Annotated in this window: 20 protein-coding genes; 9 read left to right on the plus strand and 11 right to left on the minus strand. The window is 72.7% G+C overall.

Features of this window, described 5'->3' with window-relative positions; translation table 11 throughout:
- Positions 1-4 precede the first annotated feature (4 nt).
- Positions 5-1,024, plus strand: coding sequence for a porphobilinogen synthase (gene hemB, locus AB0F03_RS16225; RefSeq protein WP_361991594.1), 1,020 nt, complete (start codon positions 5-7; stop codon positions 1,022-1,024).
- Here the strand turns inward: hemB and AB0F03_RS16230 are convergent.
- The gene (locus tag AB0F03_RS16230) at positions 1,011-1,730 is read right to left on the minus strand and encodes a DUF4232 domain-containing protein (protein WP_361991596.1); all 720 of its coding nucleotides are present in this window, start codon (positions 1,728-1,730) and stop codon (positions 1,011-1,013) included. The two genes, hemB and AB0F03_RS16230, sit on opposite strands and share 14 nt — an antisense overlap.
- A gap of 196 nt (positions 1,731-1,926) precedes the next feature.
- Between AB0F03_RS16230 and AB0F03_RS16235 the strand changes: the two genes are divergently transcribed.
- Positions 1,927-3,342: a helix-turn-helix transcriptional regulator gene (locus tag AB0F03_RS16235; RefSeq protein ID WP_361991599.1), complete on the plus strand. Its 1,416-nt coding sequence runs from the start codon at positions 1,927-1,929 to the stop codon at positions 3,340-3,342.
- A 16-nt stretch (positions 3,343-3,358) separates the two neighbouring features.
- Here AB0F03_RS16235 and AB0F03_RS16240 read toward each other — a convergent pair whose 3' ends face one another.
- Positions 3,359-4,183: a DUF4253 domain-containing protein gene (locus AB0F03_RS16240; RefSeq protein ID WP_361991601.1), complete on the minus strand. Its 825-nt coding sequence runs from the start codon at positions 4,181-4,183 to the stop codon at positions 3,359-3,361.
- Between the two features lie 47 nt (positions 4,184-4,230).
- Complete coding sequence (locus AB0F03_RS16245) at positions 4,231-4,620, minus strand: VOC family protein (protein WP_361991603.1); 390 nt, start codon at positions 4,618-4,620, stop codon at positions 4,231-4,233.
- 72 nt (positions 4,621-4,692) lie between these two features.
- On the opposite strand from AB0F03_RS16245, the gene AB0F03_RS16250 reads away from it, so the two are divergent.
- Entirely contained in the window at positions 4,693-5,640 is a 948-nt protein-coding gene (locus AB0F03_RS16250) for a YafY family protein (protein ID WP_361991606.1), read from the plus strand.
- A gap of 10 nt (positions 5,641-5,650) precedes the next feature.
- Here AB0F03_RS16250 and argS read toward each other — a convergent pair whose 3' ends face one another.
- Positions 5,651-7,414, minus strand: a complete 1,764-nt coding sequence (argS, locus tag AB0F03_RS16255; protein WP_361991609.1) for an arginine--tRNA ligase — start codon at positions 7,412-7,414, stop codon at positions 5,651-5,653.
- 126 nt (positions 7,415-7,540) lie between these two features.
- Between argS and lysS the strand changes: the two genes are divergently transcribed.
- Complete coding sequence (gene lysS / locus AB0F03_RS16260) at positions 7,541-9,304, plus strand: lysine--tRNA ligase (protein ID WP_361991612.1); 1,764 nt, start codon at positions 7,541-7,543, stop codon at positions 9,302-9,304.
- Between the two features lie 98 nt (positions 9,305-9,402).
- Here lysS and AB0F03_RS16265 read toward each other — a convergent pair whose 3' ends face one another.
- The 3 genes from AB0F03_RS16265 to AB0F03_RS16275 form a co-directional block, all read right to left on the minus strand.
- A complete protein-coding gene (locus AB0F03_RS16265) occupies positions 9,403-10,638 on the minus strand; it encodes a DUF2637 domain-containing protein (protein WP_361991615.1) in 1,236 nt (411 codons plus the stop codon).
- 123 nt (positions 10,639-10,761) lie between these two features.
- Positions 10,762-11,724: a DUF3558 family protein gene (locus tag AB0F03_RS16270; RefSeq protein WP_361991618.1), complete on the minus strand. Its 963-nt coding sequence runs from the start codon at positions 11,722-11,724 to the stop codon at positions 10,762-10,764.
- A gap of 126 nt (positions 11,725-11,850) precedes the next feature.
- Entirely contained in the window at positions 11,851-12,690 is an 840-nt protein-coding gene (locus tag AB0F03_RS16275) for a DUF3558 domain-containing protein (RefSeq protein WP_361991621.1), read from the minus strand.
- 211 nt (positions 12,691-12,901) lie between these two features.
- On the opposite strand from AB0F03_RS16275, the gene AB0F03_RS16280 reads away from it, so the two are divergent.
- Complete coding sequence (locus AB0F03_RS16280; RefSeq protein ID WP_361991623.1) at positions 12,902-14,095, plus strand: RtcB family protein; 1,194 nt, start codon at positions 12,902-12,904, stop codon at positions 14,093-14,095.
- Here AB0F03_RS16280 and AB0F03_RS16285 read toward each other — a convergent pair whose 3' ends face one another.
- A complete protein-coding gene (locus AB0F03_RS16285) occupies positions 14,096-14,713 on the minus strand; it encodes a TetR/AcrR family transcriptional regulator (RefSeq protein ID WP_361991626.1) in 618 nt (205 codons plus the stop codon).
- Between the two features lie 70 nt (positions 14,714-14,783).
- On the opposite strand from AB0F03_RS16285, the gene AB0F03_RS16290 reads away from it, so the two are divergent.
- Entirely contained in the window at positions 14,784-15,629 is an 846-nt protein-coding gene (locus tag AB0F03_RS16290) for an NAD(P)H-binding protein (RefSeq protein ID WP_361991628.1), read from the plus strand.
- A 21-nt stretch (positions 15,630-15,650) separates the two neighbouring features.
- Here the strand turns inward: AB0F03_RS16290 and AB0F03_RS16295 are convergent, their stop codons facing one another.
- Genes AB0F03_RS16295 through AB0F03_RS16305 form a run of 3 tightly spaced genes read right to left on the minus strand, consistent with a single transcriptional unit; the run spans position 15,651 to position 16,989 of the window.
- Positions 15,651-15,824, minus strand: a complete 174-nt coding sequence (locus AB0F03_RS16295) for a hypothetical protein (protein ID WP_361991631.1) — start codon at positions 15,822-15,824, stop codon at positions 15,651-15,653.
- On the minus strand, positions 15,821-16,597 hold the full coding sequence (locus AB0F03_RS16300; protein ID WP_361991634.1) for an SDR family NAD(P)-dependent oxidoreductase: 777 nt from the start codon (positions 16,595-16,597) through the stop codon (positions 15,821-15,823). Before AB0F03_RS16300 ends, AB0F03_RS16295 begins: the two co-directional genes overlap by 4 nt.
- Before the next feature lie 53 nt (positions 16,598-16,650).
- The gene (locus AB0F03_RS16305) at positions 16,651-16,989 is read right to left on the minus strand and encodes a YnfA family protein (protein ID WP_361991637.1); all 339 of its coding nucleotides are present in this window, start codon (positions 16,987-16,989) and stop codon (positions 16,651-16,653) included.
- Between the two features lie 121 nt (positions 16,990-17,110).
- Here AB0F03_RS16305 and AB0F03_RS16310 point away from each other — a divergent pair, with 121 nt between their 5' ends.
- The 3 genes from AB0F03_RS16310 to AB0F03_RS16320 all read left to right on the plus strand — a co-directional run bounded on the left by AB0F03_RS16310 (position 17,111) and on the right by AB0F03_RS16320 (position 19,405).
- Positions 17,111-17,587 carry a hypothetical protein gene (locus AB0F03_RS16310; protein ID WP_361991640.1) on the plus strand — a complete coding sequence of 159 codons (477 nt, stop codon included), beginning with the start codon at positions 17,111-17,113 and terminating at the stop codon, positions 17,585-17,587.
- A 100-nt stretch (positions 17,588-17,687) separates the two neighbouring features.
- Positions 17,688-18,773, plus strand: a complete 1,086-nt coding sequence (locus AB0F03_RS16315; protein ID WP_361991643.1) for an LLM class flavin-dependent oxidoreductase — start codon at positions 17,688-17,690, stop codon at positions 18,771-18,773.
- Entirely contained in the window at positions 18,770-19,405 is a 636-nt protein-coding gene (locus AB0F03_RS16320) for an FMN reductase (protein WP_361991646.1), read from the plus strand. Before AB0F03_RS16315 ends, AB0F03_RS16320 begins: the two co-directional genes overlap by 4 nt.
- Positions 19,406-19,471 lie beyond the last annotated feature (66 nt).

Below are 19,471 nucleotides of genomic sequence, written 5' to 3' on the forward strand. Positions count from 1 at the left end.
AGTCATGTCGAAGTACGGATCGTTCCCCGGTACGCGTCCCCGGCGGCTGCGGACCTCGCCCGTCATGCGGCGGATGGTCGCCGAGACGCGGCTGCACCCCGCCGACTTCATCCTTCCGGCGTTCGTCCGGGAGGGCGTCAGCGAGCCGGTGCCGATCGCGGCGATGCCCGGGGTCGTGCAGCACACCCGGGACAGCCTGAAGAAGGCCGCGCTGGAGGCCGTGGAGGCCGGGATCTCCGGGATCATGCTGTTCGGCGTGCCGGAGGAGAGCAAGAAGGACGCCCTGGGCACGGTCGGGACCGACCCGGACGGCATCCTCCAGGTGGCGCTGCGCGACGTGCGCGCCGAGGTCGGCGACGACCTGCTGGTGATGGCGGACCTGTGCCTGGACGAGTTCACCGACCACGGGCACTGCGGGGTGCTGGACGCCGAGGGGCGGGTCGACAACGACGCCACCCTGGAGCGGTACGCCGAGATGGCACAGGTGCAGGCCGACGCCGGCGCCCATGTCGTGGGCCCCAGCGGGATGATGGACGGACAGATCGGCGTCGTCCGCGACGCGCTCGACCAGATCGGCCGCGAGGACGTCGCCGTCCTCGCCTACACCGCCAAGTACACCTCGGCCTTCTACGGCCCCTTCCGCGAGGCCGTCGGGTCCTCGCTCCAGGGCGACCGCAAGACCTACCAGCAGGACCCGGCCAACTGGCGCGAGTCCCTGCGGGAGGTGGAACTGGACCTGGCCGAGGGCGCCGACATGGTGATGGTCAAGCCGGCCGGCCCCTACCTCGACATCCTCGCCCGGGTCGCCGACAGCGTGGACGTACCCGTCGCCGCCTACCAGATCTCCGGCGAGTACTCCATGATCGAGGCCGCCGCCGAGAAGGGCTGGGTGGACCGGGACCGGGCCATCCTCGAGACCCTGACCGGCATCAAGCGGGCCGGGGCGCGCACCATCCTCACCTACTGGGCCACCGAGGCGGCCCGGAAGCTGCGCCAGCCCGCGCAGGCGTTCACCAGCCGCTGATCGCGTCCAGGTCCTGCTGCCAGTACGTCACCTTCAGCGCGCTGTCGTAGTGGACGCCCTTGGCGGGCAGGGCCGGGCTCGCGGACGGGCCGCCGCTGCTGCCCGGGGCGAGGCCCTGGAAGGCCACCGTCAGCTGGTGACCGGTCGTCCCGCCGGTGCCGCTGCCGTCGGCGGCCGACAGCAGCACGCCCGCGTAGCCCGACTCGCCGGGCGCGAGGCTGACCACGGCCTGCGGCTGGGTCGACTCGTCCGCCTGCGGCACCCACTGCATCCGGTCGAAGCGCAGGACGGGGTGGTAGGGCAGCTCGCAGGTCTTGCCGCCCGTGTTCCTCACCGTGAGCAGCATGTGGTTGAGGGGCCGGGCGAGCGGCTGGGCGGTGACGGTCGTGTTCGCGCCGTTGCACAGTACGACCGAGCCGCGGGTGCCGGTGCCCTGGCCGGCGTGGGCGGCCGGCTGTGTGGTGCTCGGCTGCGCGCCGGGCGCGTGGGTGCGGGCCGCGGGCGTGACCGCCGTCGCACCGCCGCCGGTGTGGCCGGCGGTGTCGCCGGTGGCCCGCGGTGTGCCGGGCGCGGCCTGTTCCGCCGCCACCGTCGGCCGGGCGGCGCCCTCGTCGTCGGTGCCCGTCCCGCTGCCGCACGCCGTGAGCGCGAGGGCGGTGACGGCGGTGCCGGTGGCGGCGATCAGACGGATATGGCGCAAACGCATGGCAAGTCCTCTTTCGGGGCGGGCCTGTTGACGTGCTTGGATGACCACAGCCTGGGGGCGGTCGCGCACCGGGGGCCAGCGCCTGGGGATCATCCGGGACGCTGGAACGCCCACACAGGCATTGACCTGCTGAAACGATCCCTGCCTGGAATGCCGGGGTGGGACGCGGGGGGACGGAGAAACGGTGTCGGAGGGCATGTCCGGGAGCGATTTCGCCGAGTTGCTGCGGGAGTTGAAGGACCGCTCCGGGCACAGCTACGGCACGCTCGCCAAGCGGCTCCACATGAGTACGTCGACGCTCCACCGGTACTGCAACGGCGACGTCGTACCGGTGGACTACGCGCCCGTCGAGCGCCTCGCCCGGCTGTGCGGAGCCGCGCCCGGGGAACTCGTGGAACTGCACCGGCGGTGGGTACTGGCCGACGCGTGGCGCGGCCGGAAGGAACCGGTCCAGAGCGAGCGGGCCCGGGCGGAGCGGGCGGCCTCGGCGGGGGAGCGGGCGCCGGTCGAGGAGGCGCCGGAGCCGGAACCCGCACCGGCACCCGCACCGGCACCGGCACCCGTCCCGGAGGAGTCACCCGAGCCGGTGCCTGCGTCCGAGTCGGTACCGGGGTCCGGATCCGGGCCGGTGCCGGAGGCCTCGGTGGCCGGGGCCCGGCGTCGGACCCGGACCGTCCTCCTCGCCGCGCTCGCCGTCACCGCGGTGCTCGGCACGGTGGCGGTCGGCCTCGGCATGCCCTTCGGTGCCGGGTCCGAGGACGGCAAGCGGGCCACGGCGGCCACCGTGGAGGCCGCCGACCGGGACGGCGTGTCACCCGCCCCGACGACCGGCAGGGCGACACCGCGCAGGTCCGCCACCCGCTCGGCGTCTCCTTCCGCCCCCGCCAAGGCCCCCGCCGCCACCCGCAGTGACACCCCCGAGGCCGCGCCGAGCGCCTCCGCGACCCGGCGGACGGTCTCGGCGGCCCCGCCGCTCACGGTCAGCACCGACGCCGACGCCTGGCTCGACCCCTGCTCCCAGCACTATCTGATCGACCGGCCGCCGTCCGCCGTGGCCCCGCCGCCCCTGGAGCAGGACGCGCCGGCCTGGATGAGCGTGCACAAGGCGGTGGCGGCGGGGGAGCAGTACGTCACCTTCACCGTGCAGGGCACCGGCGAGGAGACCGTCGTCCTGGAGAAGCTGTCCGTGCGCATGGCGGGCAAGCGCTCCCCCCTGGCCTGGAACGACTACGCGATGGGGTATCCCGGCGTGGGCTGCGGCGGTGCCGTGCCCACCCGTTCCTTCACCGTCGCCCTGGACGCGATGCGCCCCGCGCCCGTGCCGGAGGCGGGGAGCCGCGGCTTCCCCTTCAAGGTGAGCCGGTCGGACCCCGAGGTCTTCCACGTCACGGCCGACGCCTCCGCGTACGACGTCAGCTGGTACCTGGAGCTGTCCTGGTCCAGCGGCGGCCGGCACGGCACGCTGCTGATCGACGACGACGGCCGCCCGTTCCGCACCAGCGGCAACAACGGACGGCCGAAGTACGCCTATCCGCTCGGGGGCGACACGTGGCGGCCGGCGGCGGAGGCGGAGGCGGAAGCGGAGCCGGGGGTGGCGCAGGGGACGCGCTGAGGCCGTCCCCGCCGGGTCAGTCCCACCAGAACGGCCAACTGGTGGCGCCGGCCAGCTCCTTGGCGTACGCGCCGACGCTTCCCGGCCCGCTCCGGGCCACGATGTCCGGGCACAGCGCGTAGTGTTCGGCGGCCAGGGCCTTGGTGTCCTCTGTCCCGGTGGGCGGCGCCGCGACCGACACGATCAGCGTGTCCCGGCCGAGGGCGACGACGCGGGCGCCGAACCGGTCCTCCCACGACCGCAGCACCGCGCAGACCCGGGCCACGTCCTCGTCGTAGTCGAGCGGGCCGGTCCAGCCGATCGCCGCCGGTATGTCGGCGGACCGGCGCGCCGGGACGAGCGCGAGGTGGGGTTCCTCGATCCACTCGCTCCATGTGTCCCGGTCGCTGTGCAGCGCGTCCGCCACCTGGGCGGCACGGGTCTCCGGGTCGGCGGCGAGGACACCGGCGGGGGCGAGCCCCGGCCAGCGGTGCCCGAACGGCTGTGCTTCGTCGGTCTCCTGACCCTCCGTCTCCTCCGCCCAGTACTCCCCGAGGACCTCCTCGGCGTCGTGGTCCCCCGGGTAGGACGCCTCCGCCGGCAGCAGCGGCCAGTCCTGGATACCGGCCCGGCAGCCGGCCAGGTCCACCAGCACCGGCAGCAGCCCCGCCCGGGCCGCGGGCGCGCCCAGCGCCTTCCAGGTGCCGGGCGCGGACCCCTTCTCCGCGTGCCACAGCAGCGGTTCGTGCCAGGGGCCGTCGGCTGTCGCGTCCACCAGCCTGCCGGGCGGGAGTTGCAGCCCCAGAGAACGCCCGCTGGGGTCGGTGGCCAGCCTGGGCAGCGGGTTCGGAAGAGTCGCCATGCCGGTGACTGTAGGGGCACCCACTGACAACGGCCGGTGCGCCGGGGTCAGACCAGGGTCGTGATGCAGAACGGGTGCCCGGCGGGGTCGAGCAGCACCCGCCAGCGGTCCGGCTGCGGCTGGGTCTCCGGCTTGGTCGCGCCCAGCGCCAGCAGGTGGGCCTCGGCCGCCTCCAGGTCGTCCACGCCCACCTCGATGTGGGCCTGCTTCTGCTCGGCCGGGTCCGGCCAGGTGGGCCGGCGGTAATCGGCTACCCGGCTGAAGCCCAGGCCCGGCCCGCCGTCCTTGCCGGCGAGGAAGACGAAGTCGTCGGAGGTGTAGGCGACGGGCAGGCCGAACATCTCCGCGTAGAAGCGGGACAGTTCGGCGGTGTCGGCGCAGTCGAGGGTGACGGCGGCGTAGCGGAACGCGGGTGCGGGTGTGCTCGGTGTGGTCATGGGAGCGACCGTAGGCCATGACCCGGACAGTTCCGGTCCTGGTCATGTGGCCCGCGTGCGAGACTTCCGCACGTGATCAGTGCGTCGGCCCGTCTGCTGCGCCTGCTCGCGCTGCTCGCCGCCCGGCCCGCCTGGACCTGCGCCGAACTGGCCGAGCGCATGACTGTCACCGACCGCACCGTCCGGCGGGACATCGCGCGGCTGCGGGAACTGGGGTACACCGTCGACTCCGACGCCGGGCCCTGGGGCGGCTACCGGCTCCGTGCGGGGGTGCGTGTGCCGCCGCTGATCCTGGACGACGAGGAGGCGCTGGCCGTGGCGGTCGGACTGCGGGAGGCGGCGCTGAGCGGCGCCCTCGGCGGGGACCAGGCCGCGCTGTCAGCGCTGCTGAAGCTGCGTCAGGTGCTGCCGGCGCGGATCGCCGGGCGGCTGGGGGAGTGGGACGACGCGCTGGTGCGGCTGCCCGGGACCGAGGGGCCGCGGCTGCGGCCCGGCATGCTGCTGGAGCTGGCCGCCGCGTGCCGGCGCGGTGAGCGGGCCCGGCTGTCCTACCGCGACGGGGAGGGCCGGAACACGGTCCGGGAGGTCGATCCGTACCGGCTCGTCCACACCGGGCGGCGCTGGTACTTCGTCGCGCGGGACGTGGCCCGGGGCTGGCGGACCTTCCGCGCCGACCGCGTCGAGCGGCTGACCCTGACGGGGCGGCCGGTGGAGATCACCGACCCGCCCGACCCGGCGCAGCTCGTCTCCCACAACACGGCGAACGGCCCGTACCCCTTGTCCGCGACCGTCCGCCTGCCCCTTCCCCTGGACCGGGCGCTGCGCCTCGTCCCGGCGACGGTCGGCACCCATCGCCCCGACGGACCCGACGCCACCCTCGTGGACATCGGCGGCCCGGACGCGGACGGCCTCGCCCGCTACCTCCTCGCCCTGGCGACACCCCTGCGCGTCCTGGCCCCGGACGAGGTACGCGAAGCCCTCGTCCGCCGCACCCGGGAACTCCTCGACGCGCAGGGGTGAGGGCCGCGGATCAGAGCTTCTCGGGGGTGCGGATGCCCAGCAGGGCCATGCCGCGGTGCAGGGTGCGGGCCGTCACGTCGCACAGGAAGAGACGGTTCTGGACCTGCTCCGGCGTCTCGGCCCGCAGGACCGGGCACTTGTCGTAGAACGTCGTGTACAGCGACGCCAGCTGGTAGAGGTACGACGCCAGCTTGTGCGGGGCGTACTCCCCGGCCGCCTCCGCCACGGCCTCCGCGAAGGAGTCCAGGTGCAGGCCGAGGGCGCGCTCGGCGTCGGCCAGGGCCAGTTCCGGGTGGGCCGCCGGGCGGACCTCGCCGGCCTTGCGCAGGATCGAGCGGATACGGGCGTACGCGTACTGGAGGTAGACGGACGTGTCGCCGTTCAGCGAGACCATCTGGTCCAGGTCGAACTTGTAGTCCCGGTTGGCCGACGTCGACAGGTCGGCGTACTTCACCGCGCCGATGCCCACCTGGGTGCCCCGCTCGGCGATCTCCTCCTCGGAGAGGTCCTGGGCCTTCTCACGGACCACGGCCGACGCGCGCTCGATCGCCTCGTCGAGCAGGTCGACCAGGCGGACCGTCTCGCCCGCACGCGTCTTGAACGGCTTGCCGTCCTTGCCGAGGACCGTGCCGAAGGCCAGCTGGACCGCGGTGACGTCGTCGTTCAGCCAGCCGGCCTTGCGGGCGGTCTCGAAGACCATCCGGAAGTGCAGCGCCTGGCGGGCGTCGACCACGTACAGCAGGGTGCTGGCCTTCAGCTGGAAGACGCGGTCGCGGATCGCGGAGAGGTCGGTGGCCGCGTATCCGTAGCCGCCGTCGGACTTCTGCACGATCAGCGGGACCGGGTTGCCGTCCGGGCCCTTGATGTCGTCGAAGAAGACGCACAGGGCGCCCTCGGAGCGGACCGCCACGCCCGACTCCTCCAGCAGGCGGCAGGTCTCGGCCAGCATGTCGTTGTAGCCGGACTCGCCGACGATGTCGGCGTCCCGGACCTCCATGTCCAGCTTCTCGAAGACGGAGAAGAAGTAGATCTTCGACTCGTCCACGAACCGCTGCCACACGGCGAGCGTGTGCGGGTCGCCGGCCTGGAGGTCGACCACCCGGCGGCGGGCCCGCGTCTTGAACTCCTCGTCGGAGTCGAACAGCCTGCGCGCGGCCTTGTAGAGGCGGTCGAGGTTCGACATCGCCTCCTCGCCGGAGACCTGGGCGTCCTTGTGGTCCAGCTCGTGCGGGTGCTCGTCCAGGTACTGGATGAGCATGCCGAACTGGGTGCCCCAGTCACCGATGTGGTGGCGCCGGACCACGTTCTCGCCGGTGAACTCCAGCAGCTGCACCACCGCGTCGCCGATCACCGCGCTCCGCAGGTGGCCGACGTGCATCTCCTTCGCCACGTTCGGCTGGGCGTAGTCGATCACCGTCGTACCGGGCGCGGCGGCGTACGGCACGCCGAGGCGGCCGGTGTCGTCCGCGTACCGCTCCGCCAGCGTGGCGGTGATGGCGCTGTCGCTGATGGTGATGTTCAGGAAGCCGGGCCCCGAGACCTCGATGTCCTTGATCAGGTCACCGGACTCGACGCGGGCGACGACCTGGGCGGCCAGCTCCCGCGGGTTGGCCTTGGCCTTCTTGGCTAGCGCGAGGATGCCGTTGGCCTGGTAGTCCGCCCGGTCGCTTCGTCGCAGCAGCGGGTCGGCGTCCACGGCCTCCGGCAGGGTGGCCGAGAGGGCGGACGCGAGGCGCTGCTGGACGGAATCGGTGAGGGACGTGACCGAGGCCATAGGAAGGGGTGCCGTTCTCCTCGTCGGATGGATAGACCCGGCCAGTATCCCATGGGGGGCAAAGTGATTTTCCTGGTCGCGAGCGGGTCTGTGACAATGGGGTGTCACCCGTTCAGAAAGAAGGACGTGCCGATCGTGGCTCAGAGCACCGAGACCACCGACTGGGTCTCCCGTTTCGCGGATGAGGTCATCGAGGAGTCGGAGCGCCGTGCCCCCGGCAAAGTGACGCCGGACGCCACCGCCGCGGCGATCGTCGTCGCGTCCGGCCTGTCCCCCTCCGGCCCGATCCACCTCGGCAACCTGCGCGAGGTCATGACCCCGCACCTGGTCGCCGACGAGATCCGCCGCCGCGGGTACCCGGTGCGGCACCTGATCTCCTGGGACGACTACGACCGCTACCGCAAGGTGCCGGCCGGCGTCGCGGGCGTCGACGACTCGTGGGCCGAGCACATCGGCAAGCCGCTGACCTCGGTCCCGGCGCCGAAGGGTTCCGAGCACCCGAACTGGGCGGAGCACTTCAAGGCCGCGATGACCGAGTCGCTGGCCCAGCTGGGCGTCGAGTTCGACGGGATCAGCCAGACCGCGCAGTACACCTCGGGCGCCTACCGCGAGCAGATCCTGCACGCCATGAGGCACCGCGGCGACATCGACGCGATCCTCGACCAGTACCGCACGAAGAAGGCCCCCGCCAAGAAGCAGCAGAAGCCGCTGGACGAGGCCGAGCTGGAGGCCGCGGAGGGCTCCGGCGCCGCGGCCGAGGACGACGGCAGCTCCGGCTCCGCCGGGTACTTCCCGTACAAGCCGTACTGCGGCAACTGCGAGAAGGACCTGACGACGGTCACCTCCTACGACGACGACAGCACCGAGCTGGCGTACACGTGCACCGTGTGCGGTTTCTCGGAGACCGTCCGGCTCAGCGAGTTCGACCGCGGCAAGCTGGTCTGGAAGGTCGACTGGCCGATGCGCTGGGCGTACGAGGGCGTCGTCTTCGAGCCCAGCGGCGTCGACCACTCCTCCCCGGGATCGTCGTTCCAGGTCGGCGGGCAGATCGTCGGCATCTTCGGCGGCAAGCAGCCGATCGGGCCCATGTACGCCTTCGTCGGCATCAGCGGCATGGCCAAGATGTCGTCCTCGCGCGGCGGGGTGCCGACCCCGGCGGACGCGCTGAAGATCATGGAGCCCCAGCTGCTGCGCTGGCTCTACGCCCGGCGCCGGCCCAACCAGTCCTTCAAGATCGCCTTCGACCAGGAGATCCAGCGGCTGTACGACGAGTGGGACAAGCTGGCGGGCAAGGTCGCCGACGGCTCCGCCCTGCCCGCGGACGTCGCCGCCCACACGCGGGCCGTCGGCACCGCCGCCGGTGACCTGCCGAGGACGCCGCGTCCGCTGCCGTACCGCACGCTCGCGTCCGTCGCCGACATCACGGCCGGGCACGAGGACCAGGCGCTGCGGATCCTGTCCGAGCTGGACCCGGAGCAGCCGCTGGCCTCGCTGGACGAGGTCCGGCCGCGGTTCGACCGGGCCGAGGCGTGGATCAACACGCAGGTGCCCGCCGACCAGCGGACCGTCGTCCGGGACGAGCCGGACGCCGAGCTGCTGAAGTCCCTCGACGACGCGTCCCGGGAGTCGCTGCGGCTGCTGCTCGACGGCCTCGCCGCGCACTGGTCGCTCGACGGGCTGACGCACCTCGTGTACGGCGTGCCGAAGGTGCAGGCCGGCTTCCCTGCCGACGCCACGCCCAAGGAGCTGCCGGCCGAGATCAAGACGGCTCAGCGGGCCTTCTTCGCCCTGCTGTACCACCTGCTGGTCGGCCGGGACACCGGCCCCCGGCTGCCCACGCTGCTGCTCGCCGTCGGACAGGAGCGGGTGCGGGAGCTGCTCGGGGCGTGACCGCGCGCGAGTGACGACGTACGTGTGACGGCGCACGTGTGACGGCGCATGAGGAAGGGGCCCTCCGCGGAGGGCCCCTTCTCCTGTGGCGTCGTCCCTCAGGCGATGTGGTCGTCCTGGAGTTCCGCCGTGTGCCGGTTGGTGAAACGGTTCACCATGCGGTTGGCCTCCTGCGGGGGCAGCGCGACGGCGAACGTCGCCTCCACGTCGTCCCGGAACTGGGCGGCCGTGGGATAGCTGCCGTCGATCGACTTGCGGAAGACCTGGTAGTAGTCCTCCTCGGTCGGCTCCGGCTCCGGGATGCCGCCGCCCTCGCCCAGTTCGCGGGTGCGGTGCGGGCCCACCGGGATGGGGAAGCTGCCGGTCTCCTCCGGGGAGGGCTGCTGGAACTGCTCCGGGGGCTGCTCGTCGTACCAGTCCTCGTACTGTTCCTCGGGTTCGTACTGGGGCTCGGGGGGCGGCTCGTAGGCGGGGTCGTAGCCGCCCTGGTACTCGATCTCCCGGGGCGCCTGGAACCAGGGGCTCTCCTCGTCCACGGGCGGCTCGGGACGCTGCTCGCCGGACGGTTCCGCCCGCTGCGGGACGGGCGCCGGCCCGGCGGCGCGGGCGCCCGTGAGGGCGGCGGGGCCGGCTGCCGCGGCCGGCTGCGGGGCCGGCGGCAGGAGCGCCGGGTCGATGCCCGCCGCCGCCAGGCCCGCCGGGGCCGTCTCCGCCAGGGGAACGCCGTAGCGGGCCAGGCGCAGGGGCATCAGCGACTCCACCGGGGCCTTGCGGCGCCAGGCCCGGCCGAACCGGGAACGCAGGCGGGCCTGGTAGACGAGACGTTCCTGCTCCAGCTTGATGACCTGCTCGTAGGAGCGCAGCTCCCACAGCTTCATACGGCGCCACAGCAGGAACGTGGGCAGCGGGGAGAGGAGCCAGCGGGTGAGGCGGACTCCCTCCATGTGCTTGTCCGCCGTGATGTCGGCGATGCGGCCGGCCGCGTGGCGGGCGGCTTCCACGGACACGACGAACAGGATGGGGATCACCGCGTGCATGCCTACGCCCAGCGGGTCCGGCCAGGCGGCGGCGCCGTTGAAGGCGATCGTCGCCGCCGTCAGGAGCCACGCCGTCTGGCGCAGGAGCGGGAAGGGGATGCGGATCCAGGTCAGCAGCAGGTCGAGGGAGAGCAGGACACAGATGCCCGCGTCGATACCCACCGGGAACACATAGGAGAAATTCCCGAAGCCCTTCTTGACGGCCAGCTCACGGACGGCCGCGTACGAGCCGGCGAAGCCGATCCCGGCGATGATCAAAGCGCCGGTCACGACCACGCCGATGAGTACGCGGTGCATCCGAGTCAGCTGCGGCGGTGGCGCGGCCACTCGTACTCCCCTCCCCTTGCGTGTTGTTGCGCGCAACAGAGTGGCACACGTGTGCGGCGAACGCGCCGCCGGTAGGCCGTCACGGCCCTCCGGTCAGCTCTTCGCGACGGCCGCCTTGGCCGCGGACGCGCTCGCCGAGGGCGACTTAGCCGGCGCCTCGGAGGCGGACTTCGACGGCGATCCGGAGGGCGACTTCGACGCCGAACCGGACGGCGACGCGGGGGACTTGGTGCCCGAACCCGGCGCGGAACCTGCACCGTTGGCCGCGGAGACGGACGCGACCGCCTCCTTCAGAGCCTTCTCGGCGGCCTTCGCCAGGTCGTCGGCGTCCGGGGTCTTCTCACCCGCGAGACCGGCCCCGTTGTAGTCCACGGTGACGACGACGTTCTCGACCCGGGCGACGGCCGTCTGCTGCCGGAAGAGGCCTTCCTTCTTCTTCAGGTCGTAGCGCACCGCCGTGGCCTCCGCGCCCGTGCCGCTCAGCGGGACGACCCTGACGTTCTTCGCGCCGTCCACCGCCTTCGCGTCCTCGGACTGCCGGCCGAAGTACGTGTGGGCCTGGTCGTCGCCGGAGCCGCGCGTGGCGTCCGAGTCGAAGCGCAGCAGGGAGACGTGCAGCCAGCGGAACTGGGAGCCCTTGACGCCGTTGTTGTCCAGGCTGTCCCAGGAGCAGGAGGAACGCGCCGACGGATCGTCCGAGCTGCCGTCCTTGCCCGACTTCGCACCCTTGGGCACCAGTTCGGTCAGGGTGCTCTTCGGCAGCACACCGCAGGGCTCGGGAAGCTTGTGGTAGGCGGCGGGCCGCACCGTCGGGGACGCGCTCGCCGAGGGCGTGGTGCTGCCGGCCGCGGACTGCGGCGCGCTCTCGCTGCCGGCCTTGGCCTTGGAGTCCCCGGAGTCGGAGGAGCACGCGGCCGTGATCAGCACCGCGGGGACGGCGGCCGCGCAGACAAGGGCACGGCGCAGGCGTCTGGCCCGCCGGTCGCTCCCCGACCGCCTCGACGGCGTGGGAGGTACCTCCAGGGCGCGGTCGTCTCGCTGGGCTGCTCGCTGCATGGTTCCTTCACTCATGACGCTCGGTGTTCGTGCGGGTTCCTGCGGGCCCACGGTACGCGGTGAGGAAGCCGTGCGGTCCGCGTCCGACTCCTTTGCGGGCGGCCGGTGGTGAGGCCGCGGCGGCCGTCAACCGGTGAACGCGTCGGCCAGTTGAGAGGCCAGATCACCGGCCCTGTCCTGCATTTCCTTGCTGTCCGGGACCGTTCCGGTGGCCGTCGGCTGCTCCTCGTACTGGACGGTGACGACGACGTTGGACGTGCGGAACACCACAGTCACCGTCCGCTGTTCGGCCGTCGAGCCGGACGTGCTGAGCCGGTCGTCCAGATACGCCTCGTCACCGAGGTCGGAGAGGGCGCGCGGCTGGAGATCGGCGGGCGGCGCACCGGCGGACGACGCCGAGGGCGCCGACGACGCCGAGGAGGGCTGGGTCGCGGACGGGGAGGCGTCGTCGCCCGCGGAGCCCGTGGGGGACGGGGTGGCCGTGGGGACGGCGGCCGTCGCCGAGGCGCCGCTCGGCTCGGGGAGGTCGGCGGCCGTCTCCTTCTCCTGGAACACCTTCTGCGCCTGGTCGTCGTCGCTGACCGCGTTGTCGTACGACACCACGCGCTCGAAGTCGACGGACAGACGGTCCGTGGCGCCGGCCGACTCGACCTTCCAGCGGCAGCCGACCTTGCGTTCGGTGTCGTACGTGAGCGTGGCCTCGCCCCGGTAGGCCTTGTCCCGCTGGTCGGGGTCGGTGATCTGCTGGATGCCGGGCAGCAGCGCGGCCAGGTTGTCGCGGCCGACCGCGCCGCACGGTTCGGGCAGCGTGCGGTACTTGCCGGGCTGGGCGGCGACCGCGGTCGTGCCGGGGTCGCCCGGGTTGGCGTTGTCCGCCTGCCCGGCGTCCCCGGAGCCGCTCGTGCAGCCGGCCAGCAGCGCCGCGAGGAGTGCGGCGGTGCCGGATACGTACGCCTTCCGCTGCACGGTCGGGCTCCTCTCGACGGTCTGTGATCGCTGGCGTTCCAGTGTCCCCGCCGGATATTCGTTTGCCGCGGCGGGGCGCCCCCTGGAGACAATGTGTATCGCACGCACTGCCGTGGACGCCGGTCCCCTGTCTCCTTTCACCGACCTTGGCGCCGCTTTTGCGTTCTGCCGCTTATAGCCTTTTTGTGAATTCCGGGGGAATGAGGAACGTATGTCGTACGTGGAGATGCCGGGCGCGAAGACGCCGATCCGGATGTGGACGGACCCGGCGACGGTCGAGGACGTCGCCCTGCGCCAGCTCCAGAACGTGGCGACCCTGCCGTGGATCAAGGGCCTGGCCGTGATGCCGGACGTGCACTACGGCAAGGGCGCGACGGTCGGCTCGGTCATCGCGATGCGGGACGCGGTGTGCCCGGCGGCGGTCGGCGTGGACATCGGCTGCGGCATGTCCGCGGTGCGGACGTCACTGACCGCGAACGACCTCCCCGGGGACCTGTCGCGACTGCGGTCGAAGATCGAGCAGGCCATCCCGGTCGGCCGCGGGATGCACGAGGACGCGGTCGGGCCGGGGGACTTCCACGGGCTCGCCACGTCCGGGTGGGAGGACTTCTGGGGGCGGTTCGACGGGGTCGCGGACGCGGTGCACTTCCGCCGGAGCCGGGCGGTCGCCCAGATGGGGACGCTCGGTTCGGGCAACCACTTCGTCGAGGTCTGCGTGGCCGACGACGACTCGGTCTGGCTCATGCTCCACTCCGGTTCCCGCAACATCGGCAAGGAACTCGCCGAGCACCACATCGGCGTCGCCCGGAAACTCCCGCACAACCAGGGCCTGGTCGACCGCGACCTCGCCGTCTTCGTGGCGGACACCCCGCAGATGGCGGCCTACCGCAACGACCTCTTCTGGGCGCAGGAGTACGCCAGGCACAACCGCACGCTCATGATGGCGCTCCTGAAGGACGTGGTCCGCAAGGAGTTCAAGAAGGCCCGGCCCGTCTTCGAGCCGGAGATCTCCTGCCACCACAACTACGTGGCGGAGGAGCGCTACGACGGCATGGACCTGCTCGTGACCCGCAAGGGCGCGATCCGGGCCGGCTCCGGCGAGTACGGGATCATCCCCGGCTCGATGGGCACGGGGTCGTACATCGTGCGCGGGCTCGGCAACGAGCTGGCCTTCAACTCCGCGTCCCACGGCGCCGGCCGGCGCATGAGCCGCACCGCGGCCAAGCGGCGCTTCTCGGCGCAGGACCTGGCGGAGCAGACCCGGGGCGTGGAGTGCCGCAAGGACTCCGGCGTCGTGGACGAGATCCCGGCCGCCTACAAGTCGATCGACCAGGTCATCGACCAGCAGCGGGACCTGGTCCAGGTCGTGGCGAAGCTCAAGCAGGTCGTCTGCGTGAAGGGCTGATCACCGCGGGCCGGGGCGGTCGGCTCCGTCCGGCCCCCCGAGGGAGTCCAGCCAGCGCAGCAGGCGGGTGCCCTCGCGGGTCATCACCGCCGGGTCGCGCAGGGCGTTGGCCAGCAGGGACATGCCCTGGTAGGCCGAGACCAGGGTGAGGGCGAGGTCGTCCGGGGCGGGCAGGGCCAGTGCGCGGAACTGCGCGGCGGCCCAGTCCAGCAGGTACCGGATCACCGCGCCGGCCTCCGCGTCCAGGGTGCCGTCGGCGCGTTTGTCGAGTTCGACGGCCAGGGTGCCGGTGGGGCAGCCGTGGCGGGCGGCGGTCTCGCGCTGGTCGACCCAGGCCCTGACCAGGCCCTTGAGGCGGTCGCGCGGGTCCGTCAACTCCTCCAGGGTCGCGGTGAGTTCGTCCAGGTGGGCACGGTGTTCCGAGAGCGCGGCCCGGACCAGCTCGTCCTTGGTCTTGAAGTAGTAGTAGACGTTCCCGACCGGGACGCCGGCCTCGCGCGCGATGTCGGCGAGGGTGGTGCGCTCGACGCCCTGCTCGTGCAGGACCCGGGCCGCCGCCGCCGTGAGCCGCCGTCGCTTCTGGGACGCCCGTACCCGCCGGTCCACTGAGTTCGTCACCTGACTGACTATAGGGTAGCCTCTCAGTTAGTCAGCTGGCTGACTAACAACTCGAGCAGCAGGGGGCGTTGTGATCACAGTGACGGGTGCCACCGGGAACATCGGGCGGACACTGGTGGAGATGCTGGCCGCGGCCGGTGAGGAGGTCGTCGCCGTGTCCCGGCGGGACCGGCCCGCCGCCCCCGCGACCGGAGTGCGGTGGGTGCGGGGGAGCGCCGGGGACGCCGCGGGCATGCGGACGGCACTCGACGGGTCGCGGGCGGTGTTCCTGCTGCTGGGCGGTGAGCTGAACAGCCGGGGGGAGAGCCCCGACGCGCTGCTGGACGTGATCGCGGACGCCGGTGTCGAGCGGATCGTCCTCGTGTCGTCGCAGGCCGGCGCCACCCGCCCCGAGGCGCCCGCGTACGCCCGGCTGCGGGCGTTCGAGACGGCGGTACGGGGGTCCGGGCGGGAGTTCACCGTCCTGCGGCCCGGCGGATTCGCCTCCAACGCCTTCGCCTGGGCCGAGTCGGTACGCACCCGGCGTACCGTCCTCGCGCCCTTCGGTGACGTGGCGCTGCCCGTGGTCGACCCGGCGGACGTCGCCGCGGTCGCCGCCGCCGCGCTGCGCGAGGACGGCCACGCGGGCCGTGTGTACGAGCTGACCGGCCCCGCGCCGATCAGTCCGCGCGGGCAGGCCGCGGTGCTCTCCGACGCGCTGGGCGAGGAGGTGGCCTTCGTGGAACTGTCCCGCGAGGAGGCGCACGCGGGGATGGCCCGGTTCATGCCGGAGGAGGCCGTGGCCGGCACGCTGGACGTCCTCGGTGAGCCGCTGCCGGCCGAGCGGCGGGTCAGCCCCCACGTGGCGGCTGTCCTGCACCGCCCGGCCGCCCCCTTCGCGGCCTGGGCCGCCCGCAACCTGCCGGCGTTCGCCTGACTCCCGAGCCGGTCCGGCGGGCTACTTCGCGTGCCGGACCGCGTAGATCATGACGAACGCCACGAAGTGGATGCCGAAGAGGAAGTAGGCCAGGAAGTACCAGACCTGGCGCTCGTCCTTGGTCTCCTGCGCGAGGCGGCGCTTCTCGGCGGAGTCGGCGGAGGCGTCGGTGGCGGGGTCCTCGTCGGGTGTCACAGTTCCCGGTGCACCTTGGTGTTCGAAGCCTGGGCGCGCGGGCGCAGGACCAGCAGGTCGACGTTGACGTGGCTGGGGCGGGTCACCGCCCAGGCGATCGTCTCGGCCACGTCGTCCGCGGTGAGGGGCTCGGCGACGCCCTCGTACACCTTCGCCGCCTTCTCCGTGTCCCCGCCGAAGCGGGTCAGGGCGAACTCGTCCGTGCGGACCATGCCGGGCGCGATCTCGACGACCCGGACCGGCCGGCCGACGATCTCCAGGCGGAGCGTCTCGGCGAGGACGTGGGCGCCGTGCTTGGCGGCCACGTAGCCACCGCCGCCCTCGTAGGTGCCGTGGCCGGCGGTGGAGGACACGACCACCACCACGCCGTCGCCGCTCGCCTCCAGCTTGGGCAGCAGCGCCTGGGTGAGGTTCAGGGTGCCGAGGACGTTCGTCTCGTACATCGTGCGCCAGTCGGCGGGGTCGCTGGTGGCCACCGGGTCCGCGCCCAGCGCGCCGCCCGCGTTGTTGACGAGGACGCCGATCGTCCGGAACGCCGTGGCGAACTCGTCCACGGCCGCGCGGTCCGTGACGTCCAGCTGGTACGCCACCGCAGAGTGGCCCGCCGCCGTCAGCTCCGCCGCCAGTGCCTCGATCCGGTCCTTGCGGCGGGCGGTGAGGACGACGCGGTGACCGGCGGCGGCGAGCTGCCGGGCGGTGGCGGCGCCGATCCCGCTGCTCGCACCGGTGACGACGGCGATGCGGGAGGCGGCGGACGGGGCGGCGGTGGCCATGGCTGCTCCTGGGACTGCGTCGGGGTCGGTCGCGTCCCAGCGTAAGTGAGGCCTCAGCCGCCGTTCCGCGGCGCCCACATGATGACCGCGGTCCCGGCGAGGCAGATCAGCGCCCCGGTGATGTCCCAGCGGTCGGGGCGGTAGCCGTCGGCGACGACGCCCCACAGCAGGGAGCCGGCCACGAAGATCCCGCCGTAGGCGGCGAGGACACGGCCGAAGTGGGCGTCGGGCTGGAAGGTGGCGGCGAAGCCGTACGCCCCGAGGGCGAGCACACCGCCGGTGATCCACAGCCAGCCGCGGTGTTCCCGCAGGCCCTGCCAGATCAGCCAGGCGCCACCGATCTCGAGCAGCGCGGCGACGGCGAACAGGGCGGCGGAGCGCAGGACGGGCATGCGGGCAGCTTCCCACGCCGTGGGCGTGTCACCTGTTGGAGGGCGCCTGGCCGGCGGCGGGCGTGGCATACATCCGTACGGCGGACCGGGTGCGAGCGGGAAGTGGTGAGGGACCGTGCGGATGCGGACGTGGGTGCTGTCCTGGCTGTGTGCCGGTGCCGCCCTGGTCCCGGGGACGGCGGTGGCCCTCCCCCCGTCGCCGGCCGCTCCCGCGCCGGAGGCCGATCTTTCCCTGCACGGGAGCGTGGTGCTGGACGCGGACCGGGTGGATCTGTTGCTGACCCCGCGCAACGAGGGACCCGGCGCCGTCTCGGACGTCACGGTCCGGCTGCGCTGGTCGGTGCCGCCGGCCGGCCGGCAGGAGCTGCCCGCCGGGTGCCTGCGCGCGGACGAGCGGACCGTGCTGTGCCGGACCGGGGCGCTGGCCGCGGACGCGGCGGGGGAGCAGCTGCACGTGCCGGTACGGCTCGCGGAGCCGGTGGCGGAGGTGACGCTGGACATCGACACCGTCTGGCTGGGCAGCGCGGTGGACGCGAACCCGTCGAACGACCGGCTGACGGTGCTGGTGCTGGCCACGGGGGACTCGTACGCCTTCTGAACCGCGGGGCCGGGCGGGGATCCCGGACCGGAATAACCGGGGGAGGGGAACCGTTGGCCAGGTATAGTTGAATGGTCAACAAACTGGAGGGTGAGCGACCATGCAGTTCGGGATCTTCACGGTCGGCGACGTCACGCCGGACCCCACCACGGGGCGCAACCCGACCGAGCGCGAGCGGATCAAGGCCATGGTCGCCATCGCGCTGAAGGCCGAGGAGGTCGGCCTCGACGTCTTCGCGACCGGCGAGCACCACAACCCGCCGTTCGTGCCCTCGTCCCCGACCACCATGCTCGGCTACATAGCCGCGCGGACGGAGCGGCTCCTCCTCTCCACCTCCACCACCCTGATCACCACCAACGACCCGGTGAAGATCGCCGAGGATTTCGCGATGCTCCAGCACCTGGCCGACGGGCGCGTCGACCTGATGACGGGCCGTGGCAACACCGGGCCGGTCTACCCGTGGTTCGGCAAGGACATCCGGGACGGCATCGACCTCGCCATCGAGAACTACGCCCTGCTGCGCCGGCTGTGGCACGAGGACGTCGTCGACTGGGAGGGCAAGTTCCGCACGCCGCTCCAGGGGTTCACCTCGACGCCCCGCCCGCTGGACGGCGTGGCGCCGTTCGTCTGGCACGGCTCCATCCGCTCCCCGGAGATCGCCGAGCAGGCCGCCTACTACGGGGACGGCTTCTTCCACAACAACATCTTCTGGCCCGCCGACCACACCAGGCGGATGGTCGAGTTCTACCGGACCCGCTACGCCCACTACGGGCACGGCACCCCGGAGCAGGCGATCGTCGGCCTCGGCGGCCAGGTGTTCATGCGGCACAACTCCCAGGACGCGGTGCGGGAGTTCCGGCCGTACTTCGACAACGCGCCGGTGTACGGCCACGGGCCCTCGCTGGAGGACTTCACCGAGCAGACCCCGCTGACCGTGGGCTCGCCGCAGCAGGTGATCGAGAAGACCCTGTCGTTCCGCGAGTACGCCGGTGACTACCAGCGCCAGCTGTTCCTCATGGACCACGCCGGCCTGCCCCTGAAGACCGTGCTGGAGCAGCTCGACCTGCTCGGCGAGGAGGTCGTACCGGTGCTGCGCGAGGAGTTCGCCAAGGGGCGTCCGGCGGACGTGCCGGACGCGCCGACCCACCGGTCCCTGCTCGCCACGAAGGAGGCGGCCACCGTATGAAGCTCGTCGTCGTCTCGGCAGGACTGAGCGTGCCGTCGTCCACCCGGCTGCTGGCCGACCGGCTGGCCGCCGCGGTGGACCGGCACACGCCGGCGGACATCGAGGTGGTCGAGCTGCGGGACCTCGCGGTCGAGATCGCGCACGCCTTCACCAACGGGTTCGCCGGGAAGGGGCTCGCCGCCGCCCAGGAGGCGGTGGCGGCGGCGGACGGGCTGATCGTCGTCACACCGGTGTTCAGCGCCTCGTACAGCGGACTGTTCAAGTCGTTCTTCGACGTGCTGGACAAGGACGCGTTGGCCGGCAGGCCCGTGCTGATCGCCGCGACCGGTGGTACGGCCCGGCACTCGCTGGTGCTGGACCACGCGCTGCGGCCGTTGTTCGCGTACCTGCGGGCCGTGGTCGTGCCGACCGGCGTGTACGCGGCGTCGGAGGACTGGGGGGCCGAGGGCCTGCCGGAGCGGATCGAACGGGCCGCGGGGGAACTGGCGGCGCTGATGACGGGCCTGTCCGCGGGCTCCGGACGGCAGCCCGCGGGGCCCTGGCGGGGCGAGGCGGAGGAGACCGGGCGGACGGACACGGCCGGCTTCGAGGTCGTCCCCTTCGCGGACCAGCTCTCCCGGCTCAGCGCCTGACCGCAGGCGGGGCCGGGGGGCCGGACGGAACGGCCGGGAGGTCCGGAACCTTCGCCACCTTCGGGA

The sequence above is a fragment of the Streptomyces sp. NPDC028722 genome (assembly GCF_040637655.1).
Lineage (GTDB): Bacteria > Actinomycetota > Actinomycetes > Streptomycetales > Streptomycetaceae > Streptomyces.

What these genes read in the sequence shown, in the direction of transcription:
- hemB (WP_361991594.1), top strand. Translation starts at nt 5, where the DNA reads ATGTCGAAGTACGGATCGTTCCCCGGTACGCGTCCCCGGCGGCTGCGG.
- AB0F03_RS16230 (WP_361991596.1), bottom strand. Translation starts at nt 1,730, where the DNA reads ATGCGTTTGCGCCATATCCGTCTGATCGCCGCCACCGGCACCGCCGTC.
- AB0F03_RS16235 (WP_361991599.1), top strand. Translation starts at nt 1,927, where the DNA reads ATGTCCGGGAGCGATTTCGCCGAGTTGCTGCGGGAGTTGAAGGACCGC.
- AB0F03_RS16240 (WP_361991601.1), bottom strand. Translation starts at nt 4,183, where the DNA reads ATGGCGACTCTTCCGAACCCGCTGCCCAGGCTGGCCACCGACCCCAGC.
- AB0F03_RS16245 (WP_361991603.1), bottom strand. Translation starts at nt 4,620, where the DNA reads ATGACCACACCGAGCACACCCGCACCCGCGTTCCGCTACGCCGCCGTC.
- argS (WP_361991609.1), bottom strand. Translation starts at nt 7,414, where the DNA reads ATGGCCTCGGTCACGTCCCTCACCGATTCCGTCCAGCAGCGCCTCGCG.
- AB0F03_RS16265 (WP_361991615.1), bottom strand. Translation starts at nt 10,638, where the DNA reads ATGCACCGCGTACTCATCGGCGTGGTCGTGACCGGCGCTTTGATCATC.
- AB0F03_RS16270 (WP_361991618.1), bottom strand. Translation starts at nt 11,724, where the DNA reads ATGCAGCGAGCAGCCCAGCGAGACGACCGCGCCCTGGAGGTACCTCCC.
- AB0F03_RS16280 (WP_361991623.1), top strand. Translation starts at nt 12,902, where the DNA reads ATGTCGTACGTGGAGATGCCGGGCGCGAAGACGCCGATCCGGATGTGG.
- AB0F03_RS16300 (WP_361991634.1), bottom strand. Translation starts at nt 16,597, where the DNA reads ATGGCCACCGCCGCCCCGTCCGCCGCCTCCCGCATCGCCGTCGTCACC.
- AB0F03_RS16305 (WP_361991637.1), bottom strand. Translation starts at nt 16,989, where the DNA reads ATGCCCGTCCTGCGCTCCGCCGCCCTGTTCGCCGTCGCCGCGCTGCTC.
- AB0F03_RS16310 (WP_361991640.1), top strand. Translation starts at nt 17,111, where the DNA reads ATGCGGACGTGGGTGCTGTCCTGGCTGTGTGCCGGTGCCGCCCTGGTC.
- AB0F03_RS16315 (WP_361991643.1), top strand. Translation starts at nt 17,688, where the DNA reads ATGCAGTTCGGGATCTTCACGGTCGGCGACGTCACGCCGGACCCCACC.
- AB0F03_RS16320 (WP_361991646.1), top strand. Translation starts at nt 18,770, where the DNA reads ATGAAGCTCGTCGTCGTCTCGGCAGGACTGAGCGTGCCGTCGTCCACC.